Raw genomic sequence first — 25,082 nt, forward strand, 5'->3', positions numbered from 1 at the left:
CGAGCGCCTCGAATCGGTGATGTGGGACGCGAAGAAGATGTTCCCGAACCTCGACTGGTTCAGCGCGGTTTCATATCACATGATGGGCGTGCCGACCGCGATGTTCACGCCGCTCTTCGTGATCTCGCGCACGTCGGGATGGAGCGCGCACATCATCGAGCAACGCATCGACAACAAGATCATCCGGCCGAGCGCGAATTACACCGGTCCGGACAACCTCGAGTTCGTCCCGCTGGCAAAGCGTGCGTAAAGCGCATCAGCCCTCTTTACGGTGATACGCGAGATCCGTGAAGAGCTTCGGCCCGTCGCCGCGCCGGCGGCGGGTTATTTTTGAAATCGGCGCCTAAAATAGCCCGGATTTCCAGTCGAAGGGGTCTTCCCCACAATACCTTTGAGCATGGCGCGCGAAAGACCATGCCATGACCGAGACACGGCGATGAACACTGCAAACCGCAAACCCCTGCCCGGCACCACACTCGATTACTTCGACGCGCGCGCAGCCGTCGAAGCGATCGCGCCCGGCGCTTATGACAAGCTGCCCTACACCTCGCGCGTGCTCGCCGAGAATCTCGTGCGCCGCTGCGATCCGGCGATCCTCGAACAATCGCTGATGCAGCTCGTCGAACGAAAGCGCGAGCGCGATTTTCCGTGGTTTCCCGCGCGCGTCGTCTGCCACGACATTCTCGGACAGACCGCGCTCGTCGATCTCGCTGGCCTGCGCGACGCGATCGCGGACCAGGGCGGCGATCCCGCGAAGGTGAATCCGGTCGTGCCGGTGCAGCTCATCGTCGATCATTCGCTCGCGGTGGAATGCGGCGGCTTCGATCCGGATGCGTTCGCGAAGAATCGCGCGATCGAAGACCGGCGCAACGAAGATCGTTTCGATTTCATCAACTGGACGAAGAAGGCGTTCAAGAACGTCGATGTGATTCCGCCGGGCAACGGCATCATGCATCAGATCAATCTGGAGCGCATGTCGCCGGTGATTCACGCGGTCGATGGCATCGCGTATCCTGATACGCTCGTCGGCACCGACAGCCACACGCCGCACGTCGATGCGCTCGGCGTCATCGCGATCGGCGTCGGCGGGCTCGAAGCGGAGAATGTGATGCTCGGCCGCGCATCGTGGATGCGTCTGCCGGATATCGTCGGCGTCGAGCTGACGGGCAAGCGTCAGCCGGGCATCACGGCGACCGATATCGTGCTCGCGCTCACCGAATTCCTGCGCAAGGAAAAGGTCGTCGGCGCGTATCTCGAGTTCCATGGCGAAGGCGCGTCGAGCCTCACGCTCGGCGACCGCGCGACGATCTCGAACATGGCGCCCGAATACGGCGCGACCGCCGCGATGTTCCATATCGACGAGCAGACGATCGAGTATCTGCGTCTCACGGGCCGCGACGACAAGCAAGTGAGCCTCGTCGAGCATTACGCGAAAACCGCTGGCCTGTGGGCCGATTCGTTGACGCACGCGGAATACGAACGCGTCTTGCGCTTCGATCTGTCGACGGTCGTGCGCAACATGGCGGGTCCCTCGAATCCGCACAAGCGCCTGCCGGTGTCCGAACTGGCGACGCGCGGCATCGCGGGCAAATGGGAAGAAACGCCGGGGCAGATGCCGGACGGCGCGGTCATCATCGCGGCGATCACGAGTTGCACGAACACCAGCAATCCGCGCAACGTGATCGCGGCGGCGCTCATCGCGCGCAATGCGAATACGCAAGGTCTCACGCGCAAACCGTGGGTAAAGTCGTCGCTCGCGCCGGGCTCGAAAGCGGTCGAACTGTATCTGCAGGAATCCGGTCTGTTGCCCGAACTGGAAAAGCTCGGCTTCGGCATCGTCGCGTTCGCGTGCACGACGTGCAATGGCATGTCCGGCGCGCTCGACCCGGCGATCCAGCAGGAGATCATCGATCGCGATCTGTACGCGACCGCCGTGCTGTCCGGCAACCGCAATTTCGACGGCCGCATTCATCCGTATGCGAAGCAGGCGTTTCTCGCGTCGCCGCCGCTCGTCGTCGCGTATGCGATCGCGGGCACGATCCGTTTCGATATCGAACGCGATGCGCTCGGCATCGGCAAGAACGGCCAGCCCGTGTATCTGAAGGACATCTGGCCGAGCGATGAGGAAATCGACGCCATCGTCAAACAAAGCGTGAAGCCCGAGCAGTTCCGTCGCGTCTACGAACCGATGTTCGCGTTGACCGCGCAAAGCGGCGAAGCCATCAGCCCGCTCTACGACTGGCGCGCGCAAAGCACCTACATTCGCCGTCCGCCGTATTGGGAAGGCGCGCTTGCAGGCGCTCGCACGCTCAAGGGCATGCGCCCGCTCGCGGTGCTCGGCGACAACATCACGACGGACCATCTCTCGCCGTCCAACGCGATTCTCGCGAACAGCGCGGCCGGCGAATATCTCGCGAAAATGGGCTTGCCCGAAGAGGATTTCAATTCGTACGCGACGCATCGCGGCGATCATCTGACGGCGCAGCGTGCGACGTTCGCGAATCCGACGCTCATCAACGAAATGGCCATCGTCGATGGTCAACAGAAGAAAGGCTCGCTCGCGCGCATCGAACCCGAAGGCCGCGTCACGCGCATGTGGGAAGCCATCGAAACGTATATGGAGCGCAAGCAGCCGCTCATCATCGTCGCGGGTGCGGATTACGGACAAGGCTCGTCGCGCGACTGGGCCGCGAAGGGCGTGCGTCTCGCGGGCGTCGAAGCGATCGTCGCGGAAGGCTTCGAGCGCATTCATCGCACGAACCTGATCGGCATGGGCGTGCTGCCGCTCGAATTCAAGCCGGGCGAAAATCGGCAGACGTTCGGCATCGACGGCACCGAAACCTATGACGTCATCGGCGAGCGCAAGCCGCGTGCTGATCTCACGCTCGTCATCCATCGTGCGAACGGCGAACGCGTCGAAGTGAGCGTGACGTGCCGGCTCGACACGGCCGAGGAAGTCTCGATCTACGAAGCCGGCGGCGTGCTGCAACGCTTCGCGCAGGACTTCCTGGAGTCGTCGAAAGAAGCGGCCTGACATTCAATCAAGGATACGAATCACATGGCACACGCACCTCAGATCAAGATCGCCGCGACCTACATGCGCGGCGGCACCAGCAAGGGCGTTTTCTTTCGCCTGAACGATTTGCCCGAAGCGGCGCGCGTGCCCGGCCCCGCGCGCGATGCGCTCTTTCTGCGCGTGATCGGCAGCCCGGACCCGTATGGCAAGCAGATCGACGGCATGGGCGGCGCGACGTCGAGCACGAGCAAGACGGTCATCGTCTCGAAGAGCGCGCGCGCCGGACATGACGTCGACTATCTCTTCGGCCAGGTCGCCATCGACAAGCCATTCGTCGACTGGAGCGGCAATTGCGGCAATCTTTCGGCGGCGGTCGGTCCGTTCGCGATCACGAGCGGCCTCGTCGATCCCGACCGCGTTCCGGATAACGGCATTGCAATCGTGCGCATCTGGCAGGCGAACATCGGCAAGACGATCATCGCGCATGTGCCGATGACCAACGGCGCCGTCCAGGAAACCGGCGACTTCGAACTCGATGGCGTGACGTTCCCCGCCGCCGAAGTGCAGCTCGAATTTCTCGATCCCGCCGCCGAGGAAGAAGGCGCGGAAGGCGCGATGTTCCCGACCGGCAATCTCGTCGACGATCTGCACGTGCCCGGCGTCGGCACCTTCAAGGCGACGATGATCAACGCGGGCATTCCGACGATCTTCGTGAACGCGGAGGACATCGGCTACAAGGGCACCGAGCTTCAGGACGCGATCAACGGCGACGATGCCGCGTTGAAGCGCTTCGAAACCATTCGCGCATACGGCGCGCTGCGCATGGGGCTCATCAAGAGCCTCGATGAAATCGCCAAACGGCAGCACACGCCGAAGATCGCGTTCGTCGCGCGTCCGGCGGAATACGTCGCGTCGAGCGGCAAGCGCATCGGCGCGGACGATGTCGACGTGCTCGTGCGCGCGATGTCGATGGGCAAGCTGCATCACGCGATGATGGGCACGGCGGCGGTCGCCATCGGCACGGCGGCGGCGATTCCGGGCACGCTCGTCAATCTCGCGGCGGGCGGCGGCGAGCGTCAGTCGGTGCGCTTCGGGCATCCGTCGGGCACGTTGCGCGTCGGCGCTGAAGCCGTCGAAGCGAACGGCGAATGGCAAGTGAAGAAAGCGATCATGAGCCGCAGCGCGCGCGTACTGATGGAAGGCCGCGTGTCGGTTCCCGTCGTCGCGCTGGATTGAGTGTCGGGCGCGCGCCGACATCGCGCGATCGAACTGTCGTTCGGAGTACGCCGTTATGCGTCGATAAATTCGAGCGAAACCGATGACCGGCGCGCTCTGCTTCGCTTGGCACAACCTGTGCAAAAGATCGAATGGCGACTCGTCCGTCGCCATTCAATTACTTTTATTTTTGCCGGGAGACCTGCCATGACCACTCTGACCATCACCGACCTGCCGTGCGTCGAAACGATGCATCGCAATGCGATGTCCGCCATTCGCGGCGGCATGCTGTATCTGACCAATCCGGATAGCAAGAAGCTTCCCGAGATGCCGAAGCTGCCCGATTCGTGGCCCGGCGCCGCGCTGCTGAAGGAGCTTCATCTTCCGCCGCCGCTGCCCGCGCTACCGTCCGCGCCTCCGCCGCTGGATCCGCGTCTGCTGTGAGCGGCCGACGATGTCGCACCGAGTTCGAGGTGCGACATCGATCGAAGCGCTTCTTACGTCGTCGATCACGCCGGACCTTCGCTTGAACCTGTCGAAACAGGCACACCGTTTCATCTCTGCTCCTTTCAACGAGTCAACAACGAAGTACGCGCGCGGGCATGCCGCATGCGCAAGGGCTAAAAACCACGCGCATTCGGAAGAGAAGCTATGTCCACTTCATCCGCCACTTCGAGACCTCCATCGAAATTCGCTCCGGCGATATTCGAATTGCTCGATCCCATTCCTTACGGGCTTTTTGTCGGCACGCTGATCTTCGACATCAGCTACGCCATCACGCGCAATGTGTTCTGGGGAAAAGGCGCGGCGTGGCTCGTGACGGCCGGTCTCATCATCGCCATCGTTCCGCGGCTGCTCAATCTCGGTCACGTATGGTTGCAAAAGCGGCGCGCGGTCTCGCGGATCGAACGAATCGATTTCTGGCTCAATCTGATCGCGATCGTCGCCGCTGTCGTCAACGCCTTCGTGCATAGCCGCGATGCCTATGCGATGGTTCCGGAGAACGTCATTCTCTCGGTCATCACCGTGGTGCTTCTGAGCATCGGTCATATCGCGATGGCCATGCACCGGCTCGTTCTCGCGGAGGCGGCTCATGAATAAGCGCATGATGATAGGCGCGCTCGCGATCGCATTCGCGGCATCGATGAGCGGATGCAACGAACACGCGCAGTACGATGCGCAACATCAGGCGGGCGAGAAGCCTCCACTGCCGGACGCACGCAACTTCTTCGCGCCGCCGATGCAGGTTCCCGAATACGTCGGCTGGCGCAACGGCGCGACGCCCAAGGTCGCGGAAGGATTGCGGATCGAAAAGATCGCGTCCGGTCTCGTGCATCCGCGTCAGGTCTACGCGCTGCCGAACGGCGATGTCCTCGTGGCCGAATCCAACAGCCCGAACGAGGAAGCGGTGACGACGCCCAAGCAACTCATCGCCGGATTGATCGCGAGCAAGTCGGGGAAAAAGGCGAAAGGCGCGAATCGCATCACGCTGTTGAGGAAAAGCGCGAGTGGCGAGTGGGAGCGGCATGTGTTCATCGATCAACTGCATTCGCCGTTCGGCATGCAACTGATCGGTGACACGCTCTATGTCGCGGATACCGACGCGATCCTCAAGTTTCCCTACAAGACGGGCGAAACGAGCATCGCCGAGCGCGGCGTCGAGCTGGCCGATCTTCCGGACACGATCAATCATCACTGGACCAAGGCCCTGCTCGCGAGCCCCGATGGCAAGAAGCTCTATGTCGGCGTCGGCTCGAACAGCAATGTCGGCGAGAACGGACTGGAGGTCGAATACCGGCGCGCCGACGTTCTCGAAGTCGACACGGCGACGGGCGCGAGCCGTATCTATGCAGCGGGCATTCGCAATCCGACCGGACTGCAATGGGAACCGAAGTCGAAGCAGCTCTGGGCAATTGCCAATGAACGCGATGAAATCGGTGCGGACCTCGTCCCCGACTATCTGACTTCAGTAAAAGAGAATGCGTTCTATGGCTGGCCGTATAGCTATTACGGACAGCACGTCGATCCACGCGCGCAGCCGCAGCGCCCCGATCTCGTCGCCCGCGCGATTCCGCCCGATTACGCTATCGGTTCGCACGTCGCGCCGCTCGGGCTGGCGTTCTATACCGGCGGCAATCTGCCGGCGCAATATCGGGGCGGCGCGTTCATCGGCGAACATGGCAGTTGGGATCGCTCGCCGCTGAGCGGTTATGTCGTGTCCTACGTCGCATTCGAAAACGGCAAGCCTGTCGGCGCGCCGAAAGATGTCGTGACCGGCTTCACATCGGCGGATCAGAAAGAGCTATACGGCGCACCCGTGGGCGTGGCGCAGGATCGCGACGGCGGCCTTCTCATCGCCGATGACGTCGGCAATGTCGTATGGCGCGTCACGGGAACAGGCGGATGATTCGCGCTTGAATATCCGGTACTTTTCAACGAATCGAAACGCGCGCAGTCGATGCCGACCCGCGCGCGTTCATCGTCTATAGTGAGAGATCAAACCTCGGAGGCACCATGATCTTCTCAAGGCGTCATGTTCTGGCCGGCGGAATCCTGACTGCAGCCCTGCTTACCATTCCAGTAGCTCACGCTCAACTGGGCAATCTGCTCAATCAAGGTAAAGAGAGCAGCAGCGGCGGCGCACTCGGCAACTTGAGCGGCCTGACCGGAGGCTTATCGATGGATTCGCTCACGTCGGGCAGCACGAGCAATGTCGCGGGCGTTATCGAATATTGCGTCAAGAACAACTATCTCGGCGGCAGTGCGTCATCCGTCAAGGACGGGCTGATGAGCAAGCTCGGCGGCTCGGCTTCCAGCGATTCAGGCTATACGAACGGCGCGAAAGGCATTCTGGATAGCGGCAACGGCAAGCAGCTCGACTTGAGCGGTGCGGGGCTGAAGGAACAAGTCACCAAGCAGGTCTGCGACAAGATTCTCGCTCAGGGAAAATCCCTTCTGTAGCGATCTTTTCCTGCCGCCGTGAGCGTGCCTGATCGAAGACTTCGCTTCAGGCCTCGTCGCCGAACAGCGCGGCTTGCGCGGCGGCTTTGGTCGTCTTCGTGGCGCGCGTGTCGGCGAGAAAATCATCGCGATTCTTTCCGACGATCCATTGCGGCGCGCGGCCGCGTCCGCTCCACGTCGCGCCGCCGATGGGATCGCGATACTTCGCTTCCCTGACCGGTTCCTGCGCTTTCGGCTTGTTGCCTGACAGCTCTTCCAGACTGATGCCGTACTGGCGCATCTTCTGCACGATTTCGATCAGCACCTGGCGCGTTTCGCGTTCCTTCGCTTCGGCCAGTTGCTTGTTCAGCGCGTCCTGTTTCGCCAGGAGTTCTGTGATTTCCGGTGTTGTGTAAGCCATTTCCTGATTCAATGTATGTGTATCGACAGCTTGCCGCATTGCCCTTGCGCCGATTCAGCCCGCCCAGCTTGTTCTGCACGGACGTCAACGCTTTGATGTTGCGACCGTGCCCGCCCTTGATAACGGGTCGAAAAATTCGAGCATGGGGAGAATACGCCAGTACAAAGCGCGGAGCATTCTGAAGGCGACGCGAAGCTGGGGAAAATCTTGCGCATCGCTCGTCGTGGATAGCTCTTTCGCTCTTTGCACTCCTTCCGCGATTACCGGCGTCGCCAGTGACGAGAAAGCACTGGCTATTGAGTTCGTTTTCGAGAGTGACGATCCGGCAGTACGCCGGTCGGCTTTGAAGAAAGTGGTTGGCCGTGGCAAAGGCCAGTCACCATCCCTATCCATTTCAATGCCTCGAGTTGAACAAAAAATCGCCTGGCTCAGACATTACCACAATGAACTGGCCGCATCGCATGTTTGTGACCGTTTGATGACGCGATTTCCGCCTGTTGCGTGTACGCCGCCCGTGCTTTACGAGCTTGCCGAGTGAGTAAGGTTCTGTATTAGCATACACAGCTAATCAGGCTCTGCCCGATTCGATGGCGCGTGAAGCGCGTCGAGAATACCTGGAAGTAAAAGGGAGACCGGTTTGAAGAAACGCGCCACCGTGATCTGTCGCAGAGGCAAGCGCATCCTTCTTGTCGCCCGCAGTCAGTCGAAGTGGGCCTTGCCGGGCGGAATACTCAAACGTGGAGAACATCTTTCGGATGCCGCACTGCGCGAGCTTCGGGAAGAAACGCGGTTATCGGGAAAGTCGGCCAAATATCTTTTCGACTTTCGCGGCAAGCAGAAACACCATCACGTGTTTTCCTGCGCAGTCCCGAATCGGGCAAAAGCTCGCCCGAGTAACGAAATATCCAAATGCCGCTGGGTTCATCTCGACGACATCGCGCGCCTGATAACCAGCGCGCCGACAAGCGATATAGTCAAACTTATGAATCAGCGACGCAGAAAGTAATCGTCAAGAGCGGATATACGCCTATTGATCGGCGACTTCTACGCGATTACGTCCGCTTCGCTTCGCACGATACAGCGCTGCATCGGCGAGGCCGTATGCGATGTCGAAGCCGGTTCCCGCCGCATTATTGCTGATGCCGAAGCTCGCCGTGATGCGTCGATCCACCGGCTCGACGACCAGCGTATCGCTGATCGCCTCACGCATGCGCTCGGCGAGCAGCGCGGCGCTGTGCGGTTCATGTCCGGGCAACAGCACGGTGAATTCCTCGCCGCCCACGCGTCCGATGAAACCCTGATCGCCCACGATGCGCCGCAGGCAATCGACGACGCCGAGAATCACCGCATCGCCGGTGGGATGCCCGAAGTCATCGTTGATCCGCTTGAACTCGTCGATATCGAGCACGATCATCGCCGCGCTCGTCGAGCGCAGCGCTTTCGTGGCCTGCTCGATGACGGCGCTGCGATTCAGCACGCCCGTCAGCGCATCGTGCGACGCGCGATGCGCCAATTGCTGCGCGAGCGTCTGCATCTCGCGCTCGGCGCGGTCGCTGCGCCCGATCAGACGCCGCGTTTCGCGCATGAGGCGCTCGAAATGATCGATGAGTTCCCCCAACGACCGGCGATATTCCGCGGCGCCGGCATCGGGCGCCGCGTGCATCGCGCGCGCCTTGTCCAGCGCCGCACTTTCGTTCTGGAATAGATCCGGCGTCGGATCGTCGGACGATGTCGATGGCATGCCTACCGTCCCGGATGAGCGATGAGACGGTCGGTGAATTCGATCGCGCGAAAATCGGCCTTCAGTTCTTCGCCGAACTCGGCGATGGTCTCGTCTTCCTCGTCGTGATACCAGTTCATCAATACGCGGCTGCCCGATTGCGCTGCCTGATCGAGCGCGTCGAACATGCTGAACAGCATCTTGGTGCTCGAGCTATTGAAGTAAGTCAGCGCGACGTCGATCGTGACGACGGCTCCGGCATGCTCGGCAAGATACTTGCGCATCTGCTCGATGACGGGCGCATAGAACGCGGCCGCATTCTCGGGATAGGACTCGCCCTTGAGCGACAACGCGTGCTGATCGAAACGCAAATCGACCTCGGGCGATGTCGTCGTGGCGGCAATATAAAAGTTATCCATGTTCTCGTGCCTTCCTGCTCAGATGATGGCCATAAGGCAAAACAGCGTGGTTCCGGGTTCGTCGGCACGCGGATGAAAAGCGAATTCGAGCGGCGCGCTCGCATCGCGCGCCATCGTCAGAAAACCCAGGCCGGCGCCTTTGCTGTCTTCGGGTGTATCCGAACGCAGCGATAGCTTGTACGCCTGCCTTATCTCTTCGAGCGACATGTTGCGAAGCGGCTCGAGCTTGTTACGCAGGCTTTCCACTTCGGCGGTCGCCATCGGATTGACGCATAACATGACGTGATGTTCGCCGTCCTTCGAGATGCATACCGCGCCCTCGCGTATCGCGCCTTCGTCTTCGCTGCCCTGCAAGAGCGCATTCGACGAGTAATGAACGATGTTCTGCGAAAGCTCGACAAACGAAGAGAAGAGCTTGCGGCGCGTCGGACCGCTCACGCCGGCGACTTCCAGTTGCAGCTTCACGACTTCGCCCATGGCCGCGACGATGTTATGCGAGAAATATCCCTTGTGATAGAAGAGAACATTGCGTCGCTGCGCCAGATCGAAAAAGGCGCTGTCCTGATCGAGTAGTTGAGACATGCTTTGAATTGACTAGATACGGGCACAAAAGAACGTGACATCGTCGCGGCGCGGCTGCACGCCTTGCCAATGCGCGAGCGCCTGCCGAACGTGCTCGCAGATCGTCCATGGCGACTCGCCGCGATGTGCGTGGATAACATCGAGAATGCGGCGCCGGCCGAAGGAAATGTTTCGCGGGCCGCCGATCTGATCCGTCAGCCCGTCGGTGCAAATGAAGATCAGGCTGCCGGCCGGAGCCGCAATCGCGCGCAGATTCCACGCGTAGTCCGCGCGGCTGTCGACATAACCTACGCCCATGCGATCGGCCGCGATGGTTTGGAACTCCGCCGCATCGGGCGGGAGAATATGCAGCGCGACGCGCGCGCCCGCGAAATGCAGCACGTTTTCCGAAGCATCGAGCCAGAAAAACGCGGTGTCGAGTCCGTCATTCGATTGATGCCCGGCGGCATCGCCGTTCACTTGCCCGAGCAAGCCCTTGACGTTGCGATTGACCGCCGCGAGCAACGCAGCCGGACCGCGCGGACCGATCTGCTCGATCGCCTTCGACAGCGACGCCGAAGCAAGCAAGGTCATGAACGCGCCGGGAACGCCGTGACCGGTGCAATCGGCCACCGCACCGAACCAGCCATGCGGGAACGCCGCGAAATGATAGAAGTCGCCGCCGACGACATCGCGCGGTTCCCAGACCATCGCGACATCGCGAAGCTGCGTCGACAATGTGTCGTCGGATGCGCGCAGCATGGCGCGCTGTATCACGCTCGCATATTCGATGCTCTGCATGATCTGGCGGTTCTTCTCCGCCTGCATTTGCGCGACCGCGCTCACGAGTTCGAGGCCGCTGCCCACGCCGGAGAACCGTCCGCCGCGCGTGACGATGAAACCATCGACGAGCGCCTTTTCGCCGGCATCGACGGTTCTGAATGCGAGGGTTTCGATGCTCACGTCCGCTTCGACGATCAGCGGCTCCTTGTCCATGAACGCGATGCAACTCTTCTTGTCGTAAAGCTCGCGATGAAAAGGCTTGCTCATCTGCGACATGAAGATATCGCGGTTGATCAGCCCAATTGGGCGCAATCCTTCGATCACGGCCAGGCTTCCCATGTCGCGGCGCGCGGAGAAGATTTCCATCACCAGTGCATTGGAGCCCTCCGCGTCGACAAAGGGGACTTCCCTGCAAAGATCGCCGGCAGTACGAAGATCTCTCTGCCCGGAAAAACCGCGAAAGCTCGAGAACGCTGAGTGCATGACAACGCTGGCCGATGTATGAAGAAACAGTGCACGCTAAGGCTTCTTCATGAACTTTCGGTGACAAGACGCAGCGTCATTCGCCTCATTGTTGCGAAAGCGTTAAAGCGGCCAAATGCAAACGTTTGCCGCCTTTTCCGCGCTGAAACACGATCATTTTTTGTTTTCAGGCCCGGCGTTCGTGATAGATCGCGAGCCATACGGTCGGCTCGACGGCATGCGTCCATGCGACGCGATGCCGGCAATGCGGTTCGATCAGCACATGATCGCCGGGACGCATTTCGAGCAGCGTCGAATCGTCTTCGAATTCGAGCGCGGCCGCGCCCGACAGCAGCACGACCCATTCGGCGCGCGAGTCGTCGTACCAGAATCCTTCGGGGCTCGCGTGCCCCATCGACACGATCCGCTCCACGTTCAGACGCTCTCCGGTGACGAGCATGTCGACACGCTCCTCATTGCCGCGCTTCGCTTCGAAGCTGAAAAGATTACCAGTCTGGATTTGCATGGCTCGACCTCGGTATTGAAACGAACTTGCCGTTCTATCGTGCCCGAGATACGCCGATCGAGCGATCGGAAAAAATACGCGAGTCGAATGGGCGTCGAATTGGCTTCGCACATTCGTGCTAGCCTGAAAGACGGATCTTTCATCGCGAGGAGTGGCGCGTGCAGATTTCCGATCCGACATCGCAGTCCCGGCTGGAGCAGATTCCGGAGTCCGCCTTCGATCTCATCGTCATTGGCGCGTCGGCGGGCGGGCACATGGCCACGGCCAGTCTCGTCGACGGCCTGCCGAAAGACTTGCCGCTCACGGTCGTGCTGATGATGCACCTGCCGCCCGAAGCAACACTATGGGTCTTCGAACGACTCGCGTATCGGGTCGAATGGATCACCGCCGGCTCGCGCATCGGCGGGCGCAGGCTGATGGTCGCCCCGCCGCACGCTTTCGTGGAATTGCTGCCGGACGGTTCCTTCGTGCTGTCGCCGTGTCCCGGCGGCGCGATCGAACGGCCGATCGACCGGCTCTTCGAATCCGTTGCGCGCAGCTTCGGCCCGCGAGCGATCGGCGCGATCCTGACGGGCCTCGGCCGCGACGGTTCGGTGGGCGCGAACGCGTTGCGCGCCGCCGGCTGCCGCCTGATCGTGCAGAGTCAGGCGAGCGCGGAATATCCGCAAATGCCCGCAGCCGCCATCGCCACGGGCGCGGCGGACATGGTGGTGCCGCTCGACGACATCGGTCAGGTCATCGGCGAGATCGTCTGCGGAACGCCACAGCCGCGCATGCGCTCGGAGCTGCGCGCCATCAACCGCACGTTCGGCGATGCCGGCGAGATCGCGCATCTGGCGCGAGAGATCGACTGGTGCCGCACGCCGCTCGGATGCGTGCTCGGCTGGCCTGCCGAACTGCAGCTTACCGTACGCACCGCCATCGATTCACCGCAGGCGATGTCGATCCTGTGGGGCTCCGATCTGATTCAGATCTACAACGACCGCTGGCGCGTCTTCCTCGGCGCGAAGCATCCGCTCGCCCTCGGCCGGCCCGCGCACGAGACGTGGCCGGAGGTCTGGACGGACGTGCTCGGACCCATCGCCAAGGGCGTTCTGACTCACGGCGAGGCGGTCGCGGGCGAAGATTTCCCGATCATGATCGACCGGCACGGCTTCGTGGAGGAAGTTTTCGTCACGTTCTCGTACTCGCCCATCCGCGATGTGCAAGGCCGCGTGCTCGGCGTGCAGAACACGGGCTGGGAGACGACGCGCAACGTCGTCGCCGAACGCCGCACGCGCGCATTGCACACGCTCGCGAAGGCGCTTGCCGACGCCTTGTCGCGACGCGAAGCCTGCGAACGCGCCGCCGCCGCGCTCGCCAGCGCGCCGGCGGATTTGCCGTTCGCCCTGATCTATCTGTTCGACGAAACGGGCCAGCAGGCGAGCCTTGCGGGAGCGGCCGGTCTGGAGGCCGGCTGCGCGGCTGCGCCCTACACGCTCTCGATGAACGTCCGGGACGACGGAAGCTGGCCGATGTCCGCGGCGTTGGCGGCTTCGAGATCCGGCGTGCTGACGGGCTTCGCCGTCGACGATCTCGACTGCCGCTTTCCCGGTCTCGAGGCGCCTGTCACGGCGCCCCGGCGCAGCCAGCGCCCGACGCGCGCGCTGATCATACCGCTCGGCACCGCGACGCGAGCCCGGCCGCTCGGCGTCCTGATTCTCGGTCTCAGCCCGCATCGGCCTCAGGACGAAGCGCACGCGCACTTCATCGATCTCGTCGTTCAGCAAGTCAGCGCGGGAATCGGCGACGCGCTCGCCAATGAACTGGAGCGCGAGCGGCTGGCGCGGCTCGCCGAAATCGATCGCACGAAGACCGAGTTCTTTTCAAATGTGAGCCACGAATTCCGCACGCCGCTCACGATGATGCTCGCGCCGCTCGACGAGCTGCTGCGCCAGCATCCGTCCCTGCCGGAGAAGGCCGCCGCGAACGTCGTGGTCGCGTCGCGCAATGCACGCCGCCTCTTGCGGCTCGTGAACAGCCTGCTCGATTTCTCGGCCATCGATGTTCAGGGACGGCCCGCCGTCGCGCCGATCAATCTCGGCCGGCTCACCGCGGATATCGTCAGCGCGTTTTCCGGCGCGATCAAGGCGGCGGGACTCGATTGCCGCGTCGCCATCGACATGGACATGCCGCCCGTGCCGGTCAACGTCGAAATGTGGGAGAAGATCGTCTCGAACCTCATTTCGAACGCACTCAAGTTCACGTTCGAAGGCCATATCAGCGTTCGCCTCAAGGCGATCAGGCTGCATGCGGAACTGGAAGTCATCGATACCGGCGTCGGCATTCCGGCGTCGGAGCTGCCGAACGTCTTCACGCGCTTTCATCGCGTGCAGAAATCCCGCGCGCGCACGGCGGAAGGCGCGGGCATCGGTCTCGCGATCGTGAAGGATCTCGTGCAGCGTCTGGGCGGGCAAGTGTCCGTGCGCAGCGAGGAACATTCCGGCACCACGTTCCAGGTCTGGATTCCGCTGACTTCGCGCCTCGAAACGATCGAGCGCCCGGACCTGAGCGGGCGCGAGCCGGCGCTCGCCGCACTGCTGGCCGATGAAGCGGCGCGCTGGCTTCGGCCGAACGGATCGCTCGAGGACGATGACCTCGTCGAGTTGAGCGCGGCCACGGGACCGAAACGCGGCCGCGTGCTGGTCGTCGACGACAATGCGGATGTTCGCGAGCATCTGCAACGTCTGCTCGGCGCGCGCTGGGAAGTGGACGTCGCGCCCGACGGCACGCTCGCGCTTGCTCAGGCGCATCGGCACCGGCCCGAGCTGATCCTCGCGGATGTCATGATGCCCGGCATGGACGGCTTCGCTCTATTGCGCGCGATACGCGAGGACGATGCGCTCAGGGACACGCCTGTCATCCTTCTCACGGCCTACGCCGGCGAAGACTCCGCGATCAAGGGGCTCAAGGCCGGCGCGGACGACTATGTCGCGAAGCCGTTTTCCGCGCGCGAGCTGCTGGCGCGCGTCGAAGGGCAGATCGAGCTGTCACGCTCGCGCTTACGCACGCGGGAAGTCAACGCGTTTCTGGTGCGCTTCTCGAACGCGGCGCGCGATCTGACCGATCCGCAAAGCATGATGCACCTGGCTTGCCGGATGGTCGCGGGGCAACTGGACACCGAGCAGGTCGAGTGGCTGCCGATCGAAGGTCGCGCGACCTGTGAGCCATTCGCGTCGGCGTACGAGCGAGGCCAGTCGGTCGTCATCAGCGATACGCAGGCCGATCCGCGTCTGTCCGCGACGATCAGGCAGAGCCTTGCCGAAGACGGCATCGGCGCGGCTGTTTTCGTCCCGGTGATGGCCGAAGGCCGCTTGCGCGGGCTTCTTCGCGTGACGCAACGCACGTCCCGCCGCTGGATGCCGGAGATGGTCGCGCTGGTCGAAGGCGTTGCGGGCCGTTGTTGGGCCGAGGTCGAGCGCGCCCGTTCGGCGGACGCGCTGCGCGACGCGCTAGAACACGAATCCGCGCTGCTCATGGAACTGAGGCGCCGGGTACGCGGCATCATCGCCGAGATCATCTCGATCAACGCGCGCACCGCCGATGGCGCGGGAAGCGTCGAACGCCATGCGTCGCTCATGAACGGACGGCTGCAAGCGCTCGCGCGCATCGAGCAAGCACTTGCCGATGGACTGAACGTCGAAGTGGATCTGCACGACATCGTGCGTCTCGAGATCGATGCGCTGGGCGAAACGAACGGCAAGCTCGATATCGACGGAGAGCATGCCGCGCTTTCATCGGAAGCCGCCGAGACGATGACGATGATCGTCCACGAGCTCGTCGTCAACGCACTGGAATACGGCGCGCTTTCGGCGGATGGCGGAGCCGTGACGATTCGCTGGGCGCGCGTCGACCGAAGCGGCGCGACGTGGCTCTGCTTCGACTGGACCGAACATGGCGGGCCCGTGCTCGACGCGTCGGCGAACGTTCGCCGACGCGGCTTCGGCACGGAGATGATCGAACGAAAGGTCGCCGACGAGCTCAATGGAAGCGGCCGGCTGGAGATCGGGCGGAACGGCGCGCGATGTCACATCGAGTTTCCGCTGGGCGACACGCGCGGCCGGCCGTGAACGTTACATGAGGCTTCCCCACTCGTAGTCCACCTTGTCTGGATGCAGCGCGAACATGCCAGCGCCCGGCGTGAACGTCAGCTCGCCGAAGTAAATCCGGTCTTTCGCATCGTACAGATCGACGCGCACGAATTCGAAATCGCTCGACAGCTTTCGCGCGATCGAAACGAGCGCATCCAGATTCGCCGGTCGCGGAGCCGGAGTCGGGCTGCGCGGATAGTGGCCCATGCCGATATCGAGAAGATTCCAGTCCGCGTCGTACATGTCGCCGCGCGGGCTTCCGAAACGATCCGAAATAACGAGGATGAATATCTTCGGATCGCCCGACTGCTTGTTGAAGACATGAAACTTCAGATCCGGCGGGACCTTTCCATCTTCTCCGGTAAGAAGTGCCTCGAAGAAAATGCGCCGCTCGATGGTTCGGTAATGTCGTTCGCGTGCAATCGCATAAAAGTCGGTCGATAACCAGCTTTTCGCCATTGCATCGAGTTTCTCGAATGACGTTTCGTTCTTGTCGCGCACGACTTGCACGAATCCGCTGCCGTGATTCGCCTTCATGACGAAGGATTGGGGAAGCGCATCGAAAACACTTCTCGTGAAATCGGATGGTTCAGCAACCAGCGGCACGAGATACTCGCTGCCGATCTTTTCCGCAACGTATTCACGTACTTTCAGCTTGTCGCTGAGGTCGCCGAAGCGTGGATCGGGTTCGAGGCAGCGCCGCAGGATTTTTTCATTGAATGTCGTCGGATTGCGCAGCTTTGGAAATCGTCCGATCCGGCGACGATGATAAATGGTCAAGTACAGGTTATCGGGCAACCAGTCCCTTACGCTGTGAAACAACGTCTTCGAGAGAGTCATTTACTCCCCTCCTTTATTCTGTACGTCAGACGAAACCCCGTCCGCCCCTTTCTCCGGCCGCGCGTTAAATGCGAACCGAATTTCGCCACGGCGCTGTTCATTGCCGTCGGCACTTCATCAAAACCTTGATTTTCTGCTGAATCGTGGACTGCACGTATGTACGCGAACGCACACACCCGAAAACCACGGTGTCAGAACACGTTTCCAAAAGTTGCTTTGCTTGCGACGACATTTCTTCGACGTTAAATTTCCTCGGGCCGGCGAATCAGATAACCGGACCGGTTTCTCTCTTTCGATGAGTCGCTGGACTTCACCGACGCAAGTCAGACCATAACGCATCCGGTCGATAGACGAGCGTCGTAGCGACAGGCGTCAACATTTGCGTCAATCGTATCGAGACCGTCTCCACGAGCAAGCGCGTTTCTTGCATCGAGAGCGGCTCGCGATGCTTCCGATGCCGGATGCACGCCACGCATGCGTCGCGCATGCGGCCGCAGTGCAACCCGCAACACCTTCAGAAATCCTTAGGGGCGGAGTCGACACATGCTCAAAGAGAAACAGATGAACACGCGCTGGATGACAAGCGCACTCGCGGCCGCAGCGCTCGCATTGCTCGCCGCTTGCGGTGGCGGCGGCGGTTCGGGCAACGGATCGAGCTCGCCCACGAGCTCGGGCGAAGGCGGTGCAAGCTCACCGGGCGGCGCGAGCGCACCCTCCGGCGCGAGCACGCCCTCGACGACGACCGGCACGCCGACGCTCGCCGCCGCGACTGCAGTCGTCGATGGTACGACGATCGGCGCATCGCAATGGAGCGACGGCTCTACATCGACGGGCGGCACCGGCCAGGCCGTCGCCAATCTGAACTGCACGGTCGCCGGCAATAAATACAGCTATTCACATCTGTCGATTTATCAAAACGGTAAGCAACTCTCGTTGCCGGCGAACGTCGGATACGTGAAGCCGACCATGGCGAAGCAGACGGGTTGCGTGTATCCGGTCCACACCGTCGATGCCTCGGGCAAGATCCGCATGGACGTGACATCGAATGCGTCTTACACGCTCGGGCAGTTCTTCTCCGTCTGGGGTCAGCCGCTCAGCACGACCAACGTGGCGGGCCTCACTGGCAATGTGACCGCGTGGGTGAACACGGGCGGCACGCTCACCAAATACACCGGCGATCTTTCGAGCCTCGTGCTGCCGGACAAGGGCGAAGTGACGCTCGTCATCGGCGCGACGCCGACGCAGATCGCGACCTATACGTGGACCGATCCGCCGCCGTTCACCTCGACGGTGACGACGCTCAGCTACGGCGGCCTGGTGGGCAATCTGTACTTTACCGATGGCAATACGGCGACGGGCGGCACCGGCGCGCCGGTCGATGGCCTGATCTGCGCGGCGGGCATGGCCGAGACGTTCCACGTTCACTCGCACGTCGCCATCTTCAAGGACGGGCAGTGGCTCGCGTTCCCGAAGAATGTCGGCATCTTGTCTTCGTGTAACTATGAAACGCACACGCATGACAACACCGGCATCATTCATATCGAAACGCCGAACTTCAAGGACTTCACGCTCGGCCAGGTATTCGATGTCTGGGGCATGCCGCTTTCGAGCACGAACGTTGCGGGCATCACCGGCGACATCGTCGTCTATATCAACGATAACGGCGACGTGCGGCGCTACACGGGCGATCCGCGCAACATTCCGCTGACGTCCCTGCGGGATATCACGTTCCAGATCGGCAAGCCTTTGACCACGCTTCCGACTTATTCGTGGTACGAGCCGCAGTAACGACAGCATGAACGCCGCGGTTCAGGCCGCGGCGTTCGATCACTGCCCGCATTCCTCTTTCTTTCAACACCCAATGTCATCGGCGTCTATGTTCGGCACCACATTGAACGCCGGTGCACAAGCTGCTATGTTTTCCGCATCGCAGTCGAGCCGAAATGCGCTCGCGCGAGTATCTGTCATGGCAGAGACAAGCACGGCTCGACGATTCTTTAAACACGACGTTAGCTCGCCGTCGAGTATGATGATTTCAATACCTGCCTTGTCTTCCGGGGTTTTTCCGTCGTTTGACCGATCGTCGAACCCTGAGAGCGTTACGCTCTGCCGTGTCTTTGCATAGGCTTTTCCAAGGGGACTTCGTCGTCGTGAAGATACTGATCGTGAACACACTCTATTTTCCGGATGAACCCGGAGGGGCCGAAGTATCTACGCGACTACTGGCCGAGGGTCTGGTCAGGGCAGGCATCGAAGTCTGTGTGGTCTGCGCGACCGGATCGGGTGTCGACCATGTGGACAACGTGAATGGTGTGAAGGTCTATCGGCTTCGCTCGGTCAATCTTTACTGGCCGCATCTGCGCGAGAAGCACGGCCGCGTCGCCAAGCTGATCTGGCATGCCATCGATGTCTATAACGTCATCATGTCGCGCAAGCTCGCGAGCATCATCGCGCGTGAAAAGCCGGACGTGATCAGCACCAGCAATCTGTCTTGCCTCTCTGTCGATATCTGGCGTCTCGCACGCAATGCCGGCGTGCCGATCGTGCATACGGCGCGCGATTACTATCTGATGTGTCCGACCGCGATCATGTTCTCGCATTCGAAGCCATGCCAGCGGCAGTGCGGCGTGTGCTCGGTGTATGCGCAGCCCAAGCGCATCGCGTCGGCGCGCGTCGCGGTCGCTGTCGGCGTGAGTCGCTTCGTGTTGCAAAAGCATCTGGAAAGCGGCTACTTTTCGCGTGCGTCGCGCACGGCGGTCATCTATAACGCGTGCGAATCGCTTGAAACTTCGACTGCGCCGCCGCGCACGCGCCGTTATACAGGCGGCCCCGTGCGACTCGGCATACTCGGGCGCGTGTCGCGGGAGAAAGGGCTGGAAGTGCTGCTCGAGCAATTGCTCGCGGACGATACGCTGCAATGGACGCTAGCCGTAGGCGGCCATGCGGATGCCGATTATCTTCAGGCGCTCAAGTCGAAGTACGACGATCCGCGCATCGAATATCTCGGCCGCGTGAAGTCCGACGCGTTCTACGACAGCATCGACATTCTCGTGGTGCCATCGATCTGGAATGAACCGTTCGGGAGGGTCACGGTCGAAGCGTATTCGCACGGCGTGCCGGTCGTCGGTGCAAACACGGGCGGCATTCCCGAAGTCATCGAGCCGCGCACGAATCTGGTGTTCGACATCGCGCAGCCCTCTTCGATCATCGGCAAGCTGCATGAAGCGGTGGCGTTGCTCGACGACCCGCGCGTGCACGAGCGTTTCCGCGAATATGCGCGGCGCTTCAACGTCGATACGATGGTCGAGTCATATCGCGCGCTGTATGAAAGCGTGCTCGAAGAACAGCCGCTGCCACGCGCCGTATGTCCGTAACCTTGCCACGGTCCATATCGTTTTTGCTGCTGGCCACAAGGTAAAAATCGGGCTATCGATTCATAAGGAAGACGCAAAGCATGTAGGCAGCACGCAAATTGAAAAAACGCGATACCCCTTGCTTTCATGGGGTAAACTGGGCCGCACACCTTGCAGGATCAAAGCTCAGCTCGAACGACCGCACTCGATTTCCAATCCTGTCGTCGATCGGATCGAGGTGACGCGGCGCCAACTGTCAGCCATCAGCTCATACGCTGTAGAACCGGAGCCGCGACACATGAAGGGTCATCCGCCCCGTCACATCATCGGCAAGCGCTCAACAAGCTACGGCGCGCGCGAAGACTTTCGCACCGCCAAGCCGCCGGCTCGTAGTGATCTGCATCCTGTCCATACGCCGTGAAAGTACTGATCGCGAACACGTTATATTTTCCAGACGAGGTCGGCGGCGCCGAAGTTGCGACGCGACTCCTTGCCGATGGCCTCATCAAGGCAGGCATAGAGGTTTGCGTGGTCTGCGCGACCGGCACAGGCGACGATCGCAATGAAGTCGTCAACGGCGCGAAGGTCTATCGTCTGCGTTCGACCAATCTCTATTGGCCGCATGCGCCTGGCGAGCATTCCCGCGTCGCCAAGCTGATCTGGCACGCGATCGACGTGCGCAACACGTCGATGACGCGAAAGCTCGCCGAGATCATCGAGCGCGAGAAGCCGGACATCATTCATACTGCCAACCTCTCGTGTCTTTCCGTCGATGCATGGCGCGTCGCCAACAACGCGGGCGTGCCTATCGTACATACGATCCACGATTACTATCTGTTGTGCCCGACGGCGAGCATGCTCACGGCCGGCAAGCCCTGCGCGAGTCAGTGCGGCGTGTGCTCGCTGTATGCGAAGCCGAAGCAGATCGCATCCGCGCAGGTCAGCGTTGCGGTCGGCGTCAGCGATTTCGTCTTGCAGAAGCATCTCGAGAGCGGTTTTTTCTCGCGTGCGGCAAAGACGACCGTCATCAACAATTGCTATCAGCCGGCCATGGATTCCGTCGCGGCACAGCATTCGAGACAAGATGGAAACGCTCCATTGCGACTCGGCATGCTCGGGCGCGTGCTGCCTGAAAAGGGCGTCGAGTTGCTGCTGGAACAACTGCTCGCAGACCAGACGCTCGACTGGACGCTCTCGATCGGCGGCACCGGAGATCAGGACTTCGTCGATTCGGTCAAGACGAAATACGCGGACCCGCGCGTGACTTTCCTCGGACGGGTCGATCCTTCGGATTTCCTGAGCAGCATCGATATTCTGGTGGTGCCGTCCGTGTGGAACGAACCGTTCGGGCTGGTCGTCCTCGAAGCGTATTCGCATGGCGTGCCCGTCGTCGGATCGAATATGGGCGGCATTCCCGAGATCATCGAGCCGCGTTCGAATCTCCTGTTCGACGTCGGCCGGCCCGAGACGTTGATCGACAAAATTCACGAGGCGACCGCCTTGCTCGACGATCCGTCTACGCGCGACCGGCTGCGCCAGCATGCGCGCAAATTCAGTCTCGATGCGATGATCCGCTCCTACGTCGAACTGTACGAAGGAATGGTCTGCCTCGAAGATCGAAAGCCGTGGCTCGCGACAGGACGTGAGGCGAATTGAGCCGCGGATGTTTCATGCGGGTCTTCGCGCATCAAAACGACATGCTGTAAGCGCGGTCTTCGTCTTCGACGTTACGCATGCGGCGTTCGAGATCGGCAAGATCGCCTGACGACGCGAGATAAGCGCTGTGCGAAGGCATGTCGGTACGGGAAACCAGCTTGCCGAGAAGATGCGAAAGCAGTGCGAACATGATGTGCTCCTTGTCGTGTAGGAGGCGGCGTTTGCCGTATCGCTTCACCGCCTGACGCAGCGCGCATGACGTTCGTTCGTCGAACCTGCTTCACATGCATCGCCGATGTGAAGCAGGTTACTTCCCGTGAATTAGCTTCGAATGAGTGCTTTCATTCAAGCCTTCGCGTAAATCGAGCTTCCGAGCGTCAGTGTCGTGCCGCCACTCGCTGACGCAAAGCGGATCTCATAGAGATCGCGACCGAAGTTACCAGGCACCTTGACCGACATGCCGCCGCGATCGTCCGAAAGCGGCACGAAGAGTTGATAGCGAAGGTCCGTGTTGCCGTACAGCACATAACCCGGCAGTTCGGGCAACGTGGTCAGGTAAGCCGGTTCGTTCCCATCGATGACGATCGGCACGGCCGTTGGCGAATCGTTCGTCAGGGTCCATTGCGTGTCTAAACGCTGCTGCCATGCGGTGTCGAGCGGCGTGAGCGCGGCGAGTTGCTGACCGACCGGCAGCGTGAGATACGCGTAACCCGCGCCTGGCACCACACGCTTCATCAGATAGCGATAGCTGTACGCGTGGCCGTTCTCATCGGTTCCGGAAGCGACCGTGAAGCGATACGAGGCGCTATCGCTATTGCTCCACCACCATCCGTCACTGCGATACTGGTATGCGCCAAGCTGCGTCCACGTACGCTTCTTTCCATCCCACTGGTTCAATTGCAGGCTGCCGTCCGGATTCGCGATCACCTGGAATGGCGAGTCGGAATTGCCGTAGATACCGCCAGCCGTGACGATGTTCGGCGCCGATGCCGCCGATGGCGCCGTCGTGCTGATCTTGGCCGGCAGCGAGGCGATCGAGCCGTCCTCTTTCAGCGCGGAGAGCACGAGCGATTCGGCGATCTTGCGAGCGTCGTAGCCCGAATTGCCCGTGATCATCAGCGCGAGTTGCGCCTGTGGCACGACAAAGAACTCGCTCGAATAGAAGGCCGTTCCGCCGTCCTTTTCCCATCCGAGGACGCCTGCTGCATCGAGCGCCGGTTGCCTGATCGAGTCCCAGCCGAGTCCCCATTTCCATTCGGGCGACGGATTAATCAGGAGTCCGGTAGTTTGATCCGTGCCCATCTGCGCGATGCCCGCCGCCGATACTACGCGCTGCCCCTGAAACATGCCGCCGCCGATGATCATCTGCGCGAGATTCATCATGTCGCCGGGCGTGGAGCTCAACCCGCCCGTCGCATAGGCGTTGACGAATTCCTGATACTGCGTGCCGTTCGCAAAGGGATACGAGAACGAGCCGCTGCTCGGCACGCTCGTTAGATAGCTGGAGTTCGTCATCTTCAGCGGCGCGAGGATGTTCGCTTCCACGAAGCTTGCGAAGCTCTGCCCTGTCATCGCGAGGACGATCTGCTCGATCATCGTGAAGCCGTCGTTGCAATACACGGCAAGCTCGCCGGGGTAATGCTTCAGATGCGTATTCGCGAGTTCGGCTTGCGTATCGGCTGCGTAGCCGGGAACCGGCGCGAACGTGAAGAGATTGCGCGAATTCGTGCCCGGCAGTCCCGACGAATGCGAGAGCAACTGGCGCGTCGTGATCTTCGCGTACTCGGGCGAGAGCATCGTGAATGTCGGGAGATAACGGACGATCGGCGTATCGAGCGTGATCAGTCCGCGATCCTGAAGGATCGTCGCTGCGAGCGCCGCAAACAGCTTGCTGACGGAGCCGATGTTGAAACGCGTCTGGGTCGTCGCCTTGGTTTGGTTCGGCACCGACGATACGCCGAACGCCTGCTGCCAGAACACGTTGCTGCCCTTGAGCATGGCCACCGATATTGCCGCGACGGGCTGCGTCGGATTGCCGATGGCCTGCTGGATTGCCTGCTGCCCCATGGCGACGGTTTGAGGATAGGACTGGGAGTCGGCGTTATCGCTGCCGCAGCCGGGGAGAAGTGTCGCGAGCATTCCGGCGCCGGCCATGCCGAGGAACTGCCGACGGCCCGTGCTCGCTATATTCGGGCTGAAGATTGAAGGGGCGCGGGTACGGTTCGATCGGGGCACGACGTCTCTCCTTGTTGTTATCTGCAAGGCGTACTCTGTGCGGCTCGTTCCTTTTGCGCTCGATTATAGGCATGAAAATCGCGCAATCGAGCGAAGTTTCCGCTACGCGGGTGGATGCGGCAGTGTCGCCACTAATGCGAATGAATCTCGTTGTCGGCTCGTCATCGCCGAACGTCTATTCTGAGTGTGTGGCAACGCGACCAGGCGGGAGACGGTATGCAAGGCGATCCGAAAGTGATTGACTACCTCAATGCCGAGCTGAAGAACGAACTGACGGCCGTGCATCAGTATCTTTTGCACGCGCGTCTCTATCAGCATTGGGGATTTGAAGAACTCGGCGCGCACGAATACGACGAGTCGATGGACGAGTTGACGCATGCTGACAAGCTGACCGAGCGAATCCTCATGCTCGATGGACTGCCGAATTTGCAGGATCTTCATGCGTTGGCCATTGGCAAGCAGACGCTCGAAGCTCTGCAGAACGACCTCAAGCTCGAGCAGGCGGCCCAAGCGCAATGCAAGGAGGGGATCGTCTATTGCGAATCGGTGCGGGACTTTGTCTCAAGAGGGATTCTGGTCGAACTGCTCGACGCTACCGAGGATCACATCGATTGGCTGGAGATTCAGATCGGCCTCATCGACAAAATCGGCATCGAGAATTATCAGCAATCGGCTATTCGCAAGCTGGCGTGAGATGCTTTGAAAGTTCAAACGCAAAAACCCCACCTTTTGGGGTGGGGTTTTTGTTTGGAGCATGAGGAGCCTGACGATTACCTACTTTCACACGGGTATCCGCACTATCATC

25 protein-coding genes are annotated in these 25,082 nt (G+C 61.2%); 16 read left to right on the forward strand and 9 right to left on the reverse strand.

Annotated features, from left to right (window positions below; genetic code table 11):
• From QCE58_RS33435 to QCE58_RS33465, 7 genes are all read left to right on the forward strand, one after another.
• On the forward strand, positions 1 to 250 hold a 250-nt coding region (locus QCE58_RS33435; protein WP_309781191.1), incomplete at its 5' end, for a citrate/2-methylcitrate synthase.
• Positions 251 to 436: 186 nt separating this feature from the next.
• Positions 437 to 3,034, forward strand: a complete 2,598-nt coding sequence (acnD, locus tag QCE58_RS33440; RefSeq protein ID WP_250522652.1) for a Fe/S-dependent 2-methylisocitrate dehydratase AcnD — start codon at positions 437 to 439, stop codon at positions 3,032 to 3,034.
• 24 nt (positions 3,035 to 3,058) lie between these two features.
• Entirely contained in the window at positions 3,059 to 4,252 is a 1,194-nt protein-coding gene (gene prpF, locus QCE58_RS33445; protein WP_250437806.1) for a 2-methylaconitate cis-trans isomerase PrpF, read from the forward strand.
• A gap of 186 nt (positions 4,253 to 4,438) precedes the next feature.
• Positions 4,439 to 4,675, forward strand: a complete 237-nt coding sequence (locus QCE58_RS33450) for a hypothetical protein (RefSeq protein WP_175982216.1) — start codon at positions 4,439 to 4,441, stop codon at positions 4,673 to 4,675.
• Positions 4,676 to 4,882: 207 nt separating this feature from the next.
• The gene (locus QCE58_RS33455; protein WP_250442165.1) at positions 4,883 to 5,332 is read left to right on the forward strand and encodes a DUF2231 domain-containing protein; all 450 of its coding nucleotides are present in this window, start codon (positions 4,883 to 4,885) and stop codon (positions 5,330 to 5,332) included.
• Positions 5,325 to 6,638 (forward strand): sorbosone dehydrogenase family protein, encoded by a 1,314-nt coding sequence (locus QCE58_RS33460; RefSeq protein WP_250522651.1) that lies wholly within the window; start codon positions 5,325 to 5,327, stop codon positions 6,636 to 6,638. Before QCE58_RS33455 ends, QCE58_RS33460 begins: the two co-directional genes overlap by 8 nt.
• A gap of 107 nt (positions 6,639 to 6,745) precedes the next feature.
• Positions 6,746 to 7,192, forward strand: coding sequence for a DUF2501 domain-containing protein (locus tag QCE58_RS33465; protein WP_250522650.1), 447 nt, complete (start codon positions 6,746 to 6,748; stop codon positions 7,190 to 7,192).
• 46 nt (positions 7,193 to 7,238) lie between these two features.
• Here the strand turns inward: QCE58_RS33465 and QCE58_RS33470 are convergent, their stop codons facing one another.
• Complete coding sequence (locus QCE58_RS33470; RefSeq protein WP_250522649.1) at positions 7,239 to 7,592, reverse strand: H-NS family nucleoid-associated regulatory protein; 354 nt, start codon at positions 7,590 to 7,592, stop codon at positions 7,239 to 7,241.
• Positions 7,593 to 7,815: 223 nt separating this feature from the next.
• On the opposite strand from QCE58_RS33470, the gene QCE58_RS33475 reads away from it, so the two are divergent.
• Positions 7,816 to 8,130, forward strand: coding sequence for a hypothetical protein (locus QCE58_RS33475; RefSeq protein WP_309781194.1), 315 nt, complete (start codon positions 7,816 to 7,818; stop codon positions 8,128 to 8,130).
• A 99-nt stretch (positions 8,131 to 8,229) separates the two neighbouring features.
• Positions 8,230 to 8,598 carry an NUDIX hydrolase gene (locus QCE58_RS33480; protein ID WP_008345887.1) on the forward strand — a complete coding sequence of 123 codons (369 nt, stop codon included), beginning with the start codon at positions 8,230 to 8,232 and terminating at the stop codon, positions 8,596 to 8,598.
• A gap of 21 nt (positions 8,599 to 8,619) precedes the next feature.
• Here the strand turns inward: QCE58_RS33480 and QCE58_RS33485 are convergent, their stop codons facing one another.
• The 5 genes from QCE58_RS33485 to QCE58_RS33505 form a co-directional block, all read right to left on the reverse strand.
• Positions 8,620 to 9,333, reverse strand: coding sequence for a GGDEF domain-containing protein (locus QCE58_RS33485; protein ID WP_008345888.1), 714 nt, complete (start codon positions 9,331 to 9,333; stop codon positions 8,620 to 8,622).
• A gap of 2 nt (positions 9,334 to 9,335) precedes the next feature.
• The gene (locus QCE58_RS33490) at positions 9,336 to 9,731 is read right to left on the reverse strand and encodes a DUF1987 domain-containing protein (protein WP_008345890.1); all 396 of its coding nucleotides are present in this window, start codon (positions 9,729 to 9,731) and stop codon (positions 9,336 to 9,338) included.
• Positions 9,732 to 9,749: 18 nt separating this feature from the next.
• Positions 9,750 to 10,313: a SiaB family protein kinase gene (locus QCE58_RS33495; protein ID WP_008345892.1), complete on the reverse strand. Its 564-nt coding sequence runs from the start codon at positions 10,311 to 10,313 to the stop codon at positions 9,750 to 9,752.
• A 12-nt stretch (positions 10,314 to 10,325) separates the two neighbouring features.
• Positions 10,326 to 11,441 (reverse strand): SpoIIE family protein phosphatase, encoded by a 1,116-nt coding sequence (locus QCE58_RS33500; RefSeq protein ID WP_250522648.1) that lies wholly within the window; start codon positions 11,439 to 11,441, stop codon positions 10,326 to 10,328.
• Positions 11,442 to 11,724: 283 nt separating this feature from the next.
• Complete coding sequence (locus QCE58_RS33505; protein WP_008345896.1) at positions 11,725 to 12,063, reverse strand: cupin domain-containing protein; 339 nt, start codon at positions 12,061 to 12,063, stop codon at positions 11,725 to 11,727.
• A gap of 158 nt (positions 12,064 to 12,221) precedes the next feature.
• Between QCE58_RS33505 and QCE58_RS33510 the strand changes: the two genes are divergently transcribed.
• Positions 12,222 to 16,172 carry a chemotaxis protein CheB gene (locus QCE58_RS33510; protein ID WP_309781199.1) on the forward strand — a complete coding sequence of 1,317 codons (3,951 nt, stop codon included), beginning with the start codon at positions 12,222 to 12,224 and terminating at the stop codon, positions 16,170 to 16,172.
• A 3-nt stretch (positions 16,173 to 16,175) separates the two neighbouring features.
• Here the strand turns inward: QCE58_RS33510 and QCE58_RS33515 are convergent, their stop codons facing one another.
• On the reverse strand, positions 16,176 to 16,817 hold the full coding sequence (locus QCE58_RS33515; RefSeq protein WP_309781202.1) for an ATP-grasp fold amidoligase family protein: 642 nt from the start codon (positions 16,815 to 16,817) through the stop codon (positions 16,176 to 16,178).
• On the opposite strand from QCE58_RS33515, the gene QCE58_RS33520 reads away from it, so the two are divergent.
• The 5 genes from QCE58_RS33520 to QCE58_RS33540 all read left to right on the forward strand — a co-directional run bounded on the left by QCE58_RS33520 (position 16,716) and on the right by QCE58_RS33540 (position 22,042).
• Entirely contained in the window at positions 16,716 to 17,162 is a 447-nt protein-coding gene (locus tag QCE58_RS33520; RefSeq protein WP_250442169.1) for a hypothetical protein, read from the forward strand. The genes QCE58_RS33515 and QCE58_RS33520 overlap by 102 nt on opposite strands.
• Before the next feature lie 414 nt (positions 17,163 to 17,576).
• Positions 17,577 to 18,821, forward strand: coding sequence for a hypothetical protein (locus tag QCE58_RS33525; RefSeq protein WP_008345902.1), 1,245 nt, complete (start codon positions 17,577 to 17,579; stop codon positions 18,819 to 18,821).
• Positions 18,822 to 19,198: 377 nt separating this feature from the next.
• Positions 19,199 to 20,407 (forward strand): glycosyltransferase family 4 protein, encoded by a 1,209-nt coding sequence (locus QCE58_RS33530; RefSeq protein ID WP_250522644.1) that lies wholly within the window; start codon positions 19,199 to 19,201, stop codon positions 20,405 to 20,407.
• Positions 20,358 to 20,807, forward strand: coding sequence for a hypothetical protein (locus QCE58_RS33535; protein WP_250522643.1), 450 nt, complete (start codon positions 20,358 to 20,360; stop codon positions 20,805 to 20,807). Before QCE58_RS33530 ends, QCE58_RS33535 begins: the two co-directional genes overlap by 50 nt.
• A complete protein-coding gene (locus tag QCE58_RS33540) occupies positions 20,804 to 22,042 on the forward strand; it encodes a glycosyltransferase family 4 protein (protein WP_008345906.1) in 1,239 nt (412 codons plus the stop codon). Before QCE58_RS33535 ends, QCE58_RS33540 begins: the two co-directional genes overlap by 4 nt.
• Before the next feature lie 31 nt (positions 22,043 to 22,073).
• Here the strand turns inward: QCE58_RS33540 and QCE58_RS33545 are convergent, their stop codons facing one another.
• Together QCE58_RS33545 and QCE58_RS33550 are read right to left on the reverse strand one after the other, a co-directional pair.
• Positions 22,074 to 22,232, reverse strand: coding sequence for a DUF3563 family protein (locus tag QCE58_RS33545; RefSeq protein ID WP_008345908.1), 159 nt, complete (start codon positions 22,230 to 22,232; stop codon positions 22,074 to 22,076).
• Between the two features lie 155 nt (positions 22,233 to 22,387).
• A complete protein-coding gene (locus tag QCE58_RS33550; RefSeq protein ID WP_250437797.1) occupies positions 22,388 to 24,181 on the reverse strand; it encodes a serine hydrolase in 1,794 nt (597 codons plus the stop codon).
• Positions 24,182 to 24,493: 312 nt separating this feature from the next.
• Here QCE58_RS33550 and bfr point away from each other — a divergent pair, with 312 nt between their 5' ends.
• A complete protein-coding gene (gene bfr / locus QCE58_RS33555; RefSeq protein ID WP_250522642.1) occupies positions 24,494 to 24,970 on the forward strand; it encodes a bacterioferritin in 477 nt (158 codons plus the stop codon).
• The last annotated feature ends 112 nt before the right edge of the window (positions 24,971 to 25,082 follow it).

The sequence above is a fragment of the Caballeronia sp. LZ028 genome, assembly GCF_031451415.1.
Classification (GTDB): Bacteria; Pseudomonadota; Gammaproteobacteria; order Burkholderiales; family Burkholderiaceae; genus Caballeronia; species Caballeronia zhejiangensis.

What these genes read in the sequence shown, in the direction of transcription:
- acnD (WP_250522652.1), top strand. Translation starts at nt 437, where the DNA reads ATGAACACTGCAAACCGCAAACCCCTGCCCGGCACCACACTCGATTAC.
- prpF (WP_250437806.1), top strand. Translation starts at nt 3,059, where the DNA reads ATGGCACACGCACCTCAGATCAAGATCGCCGCGACCTACATGCGCGGC.
- QCE58_RS33450 (WP_175982216.1), top strand. Translation starts at nt 4,439, where the DNA reads ATGACCACTCTGACCATCACCGACCTGCCGTGCGTCGAAACGATGCAT.
- QCE58_RS33455 (WP_250442165.1), top strand. Translation starts at nt 4,883, where the DNA reads ATGTCCACTTCATCCGCCACTTCGAGACCTCCATCGAAATTCGCTCCG.
- QCE58_RS33460 (WP_250522651.1), top strand. Translation starts at nt 5,325, where the DNA reads ATGAATAAGCGCATGATGATAGGCGCGCTCGCGATCGCATTCGCGGCA.
- QCE58_RS33465 (WP_250522650.1), top strand. Translation starts at nt 6,746, where the DNA reads ATGATCTTCTCAAGGCGTCATGTTCTGGCCGGCGGAATCCTGACTGCA.
- QCE58_RS33470 (WP_250522649.1), bottom strand. Translation starts at nt 7,592, where the DNA reads ATGGCTTACACAACACCGGAAATCACAGAACTCCTGGCGAAACAGGAC.
- QCE58_RS33485 (WP_008345888.1), bottom strand. Translation starts at nt 9,333, where the DNA reads ATGCCATCGACATCGTCCGACGATCCGACGCCGGATCTATTCCAGAAC.
- QCE58_RS33490 (WP_008345890.1), bottom strand. Translation starts at nt 9,731, where the DNA reads ATGGATAACTTTTATATTGCCGCCACGACGACATCGCCCGAGGTCGAT.
- QCE58_RS33495 (WP_008345892.1), bottom strand. Translation starts at nt 10,313, where the DNA reads ATGTCTCAACTACTCGATCAGGACAGCGCCTTTTTCGATCTGGCGCAG.
- QCE58_RS33500 (WP_250522648.1), bottom strand. Translation starts at nt 11,441, where the DNA reads ATGGAAATCTTCTCCGCGCGCCGCGACATGGGAAGCCTGGCCGTGATC.
- QCE58_RS33505 (WP_008345896.1), bottom strand. Translation starts at nt 12,063, where the DNA reads ATGCAAATCCAGACTGGTAATCTTTTCAGCTTCGAAGCGAAGCGCGGC.
- QCE58_RS33525 (WP_008345902.1), top strand. Translation starts at nt 17,577, where the DNA reads ATGCTCAAAGAGAAACAGATGAACACGCGCTGGATGACAAGCGCACTC.
- QCE58_RS33535 (WP_250522643.1), top strand. Translation starts at nt 20,358, where the DNA reads ATGAAAGCGTGCTCGAAGAACAGCCGCTGCCACGCGCCGTATGTCCGT.
- QCE58_RS33545 (WP_008345908.1), bottom strand. Translation starts at nt 22,232, where the DNA reads ATGTTCGCACTGCTTTCGCATCTTCTCGGCAAGCTGGTTTCCCGTACC.
- QCE58_RS33550 (WP_250437797.1), bottom strand. Translation starts at nt 24,181, where the DNA reads ATGCTCGCGACACTTCTCCCCGGCTGCGGCAGCGATAACGCCGACTCC.
- bfr (WP_250522642.1), top strand. Translation starts at nt 24,494, where the DNA reads ATGCAAGGCGATCCGAAAGTGATTGACTACCTCAATGCCGAGCTGAAG.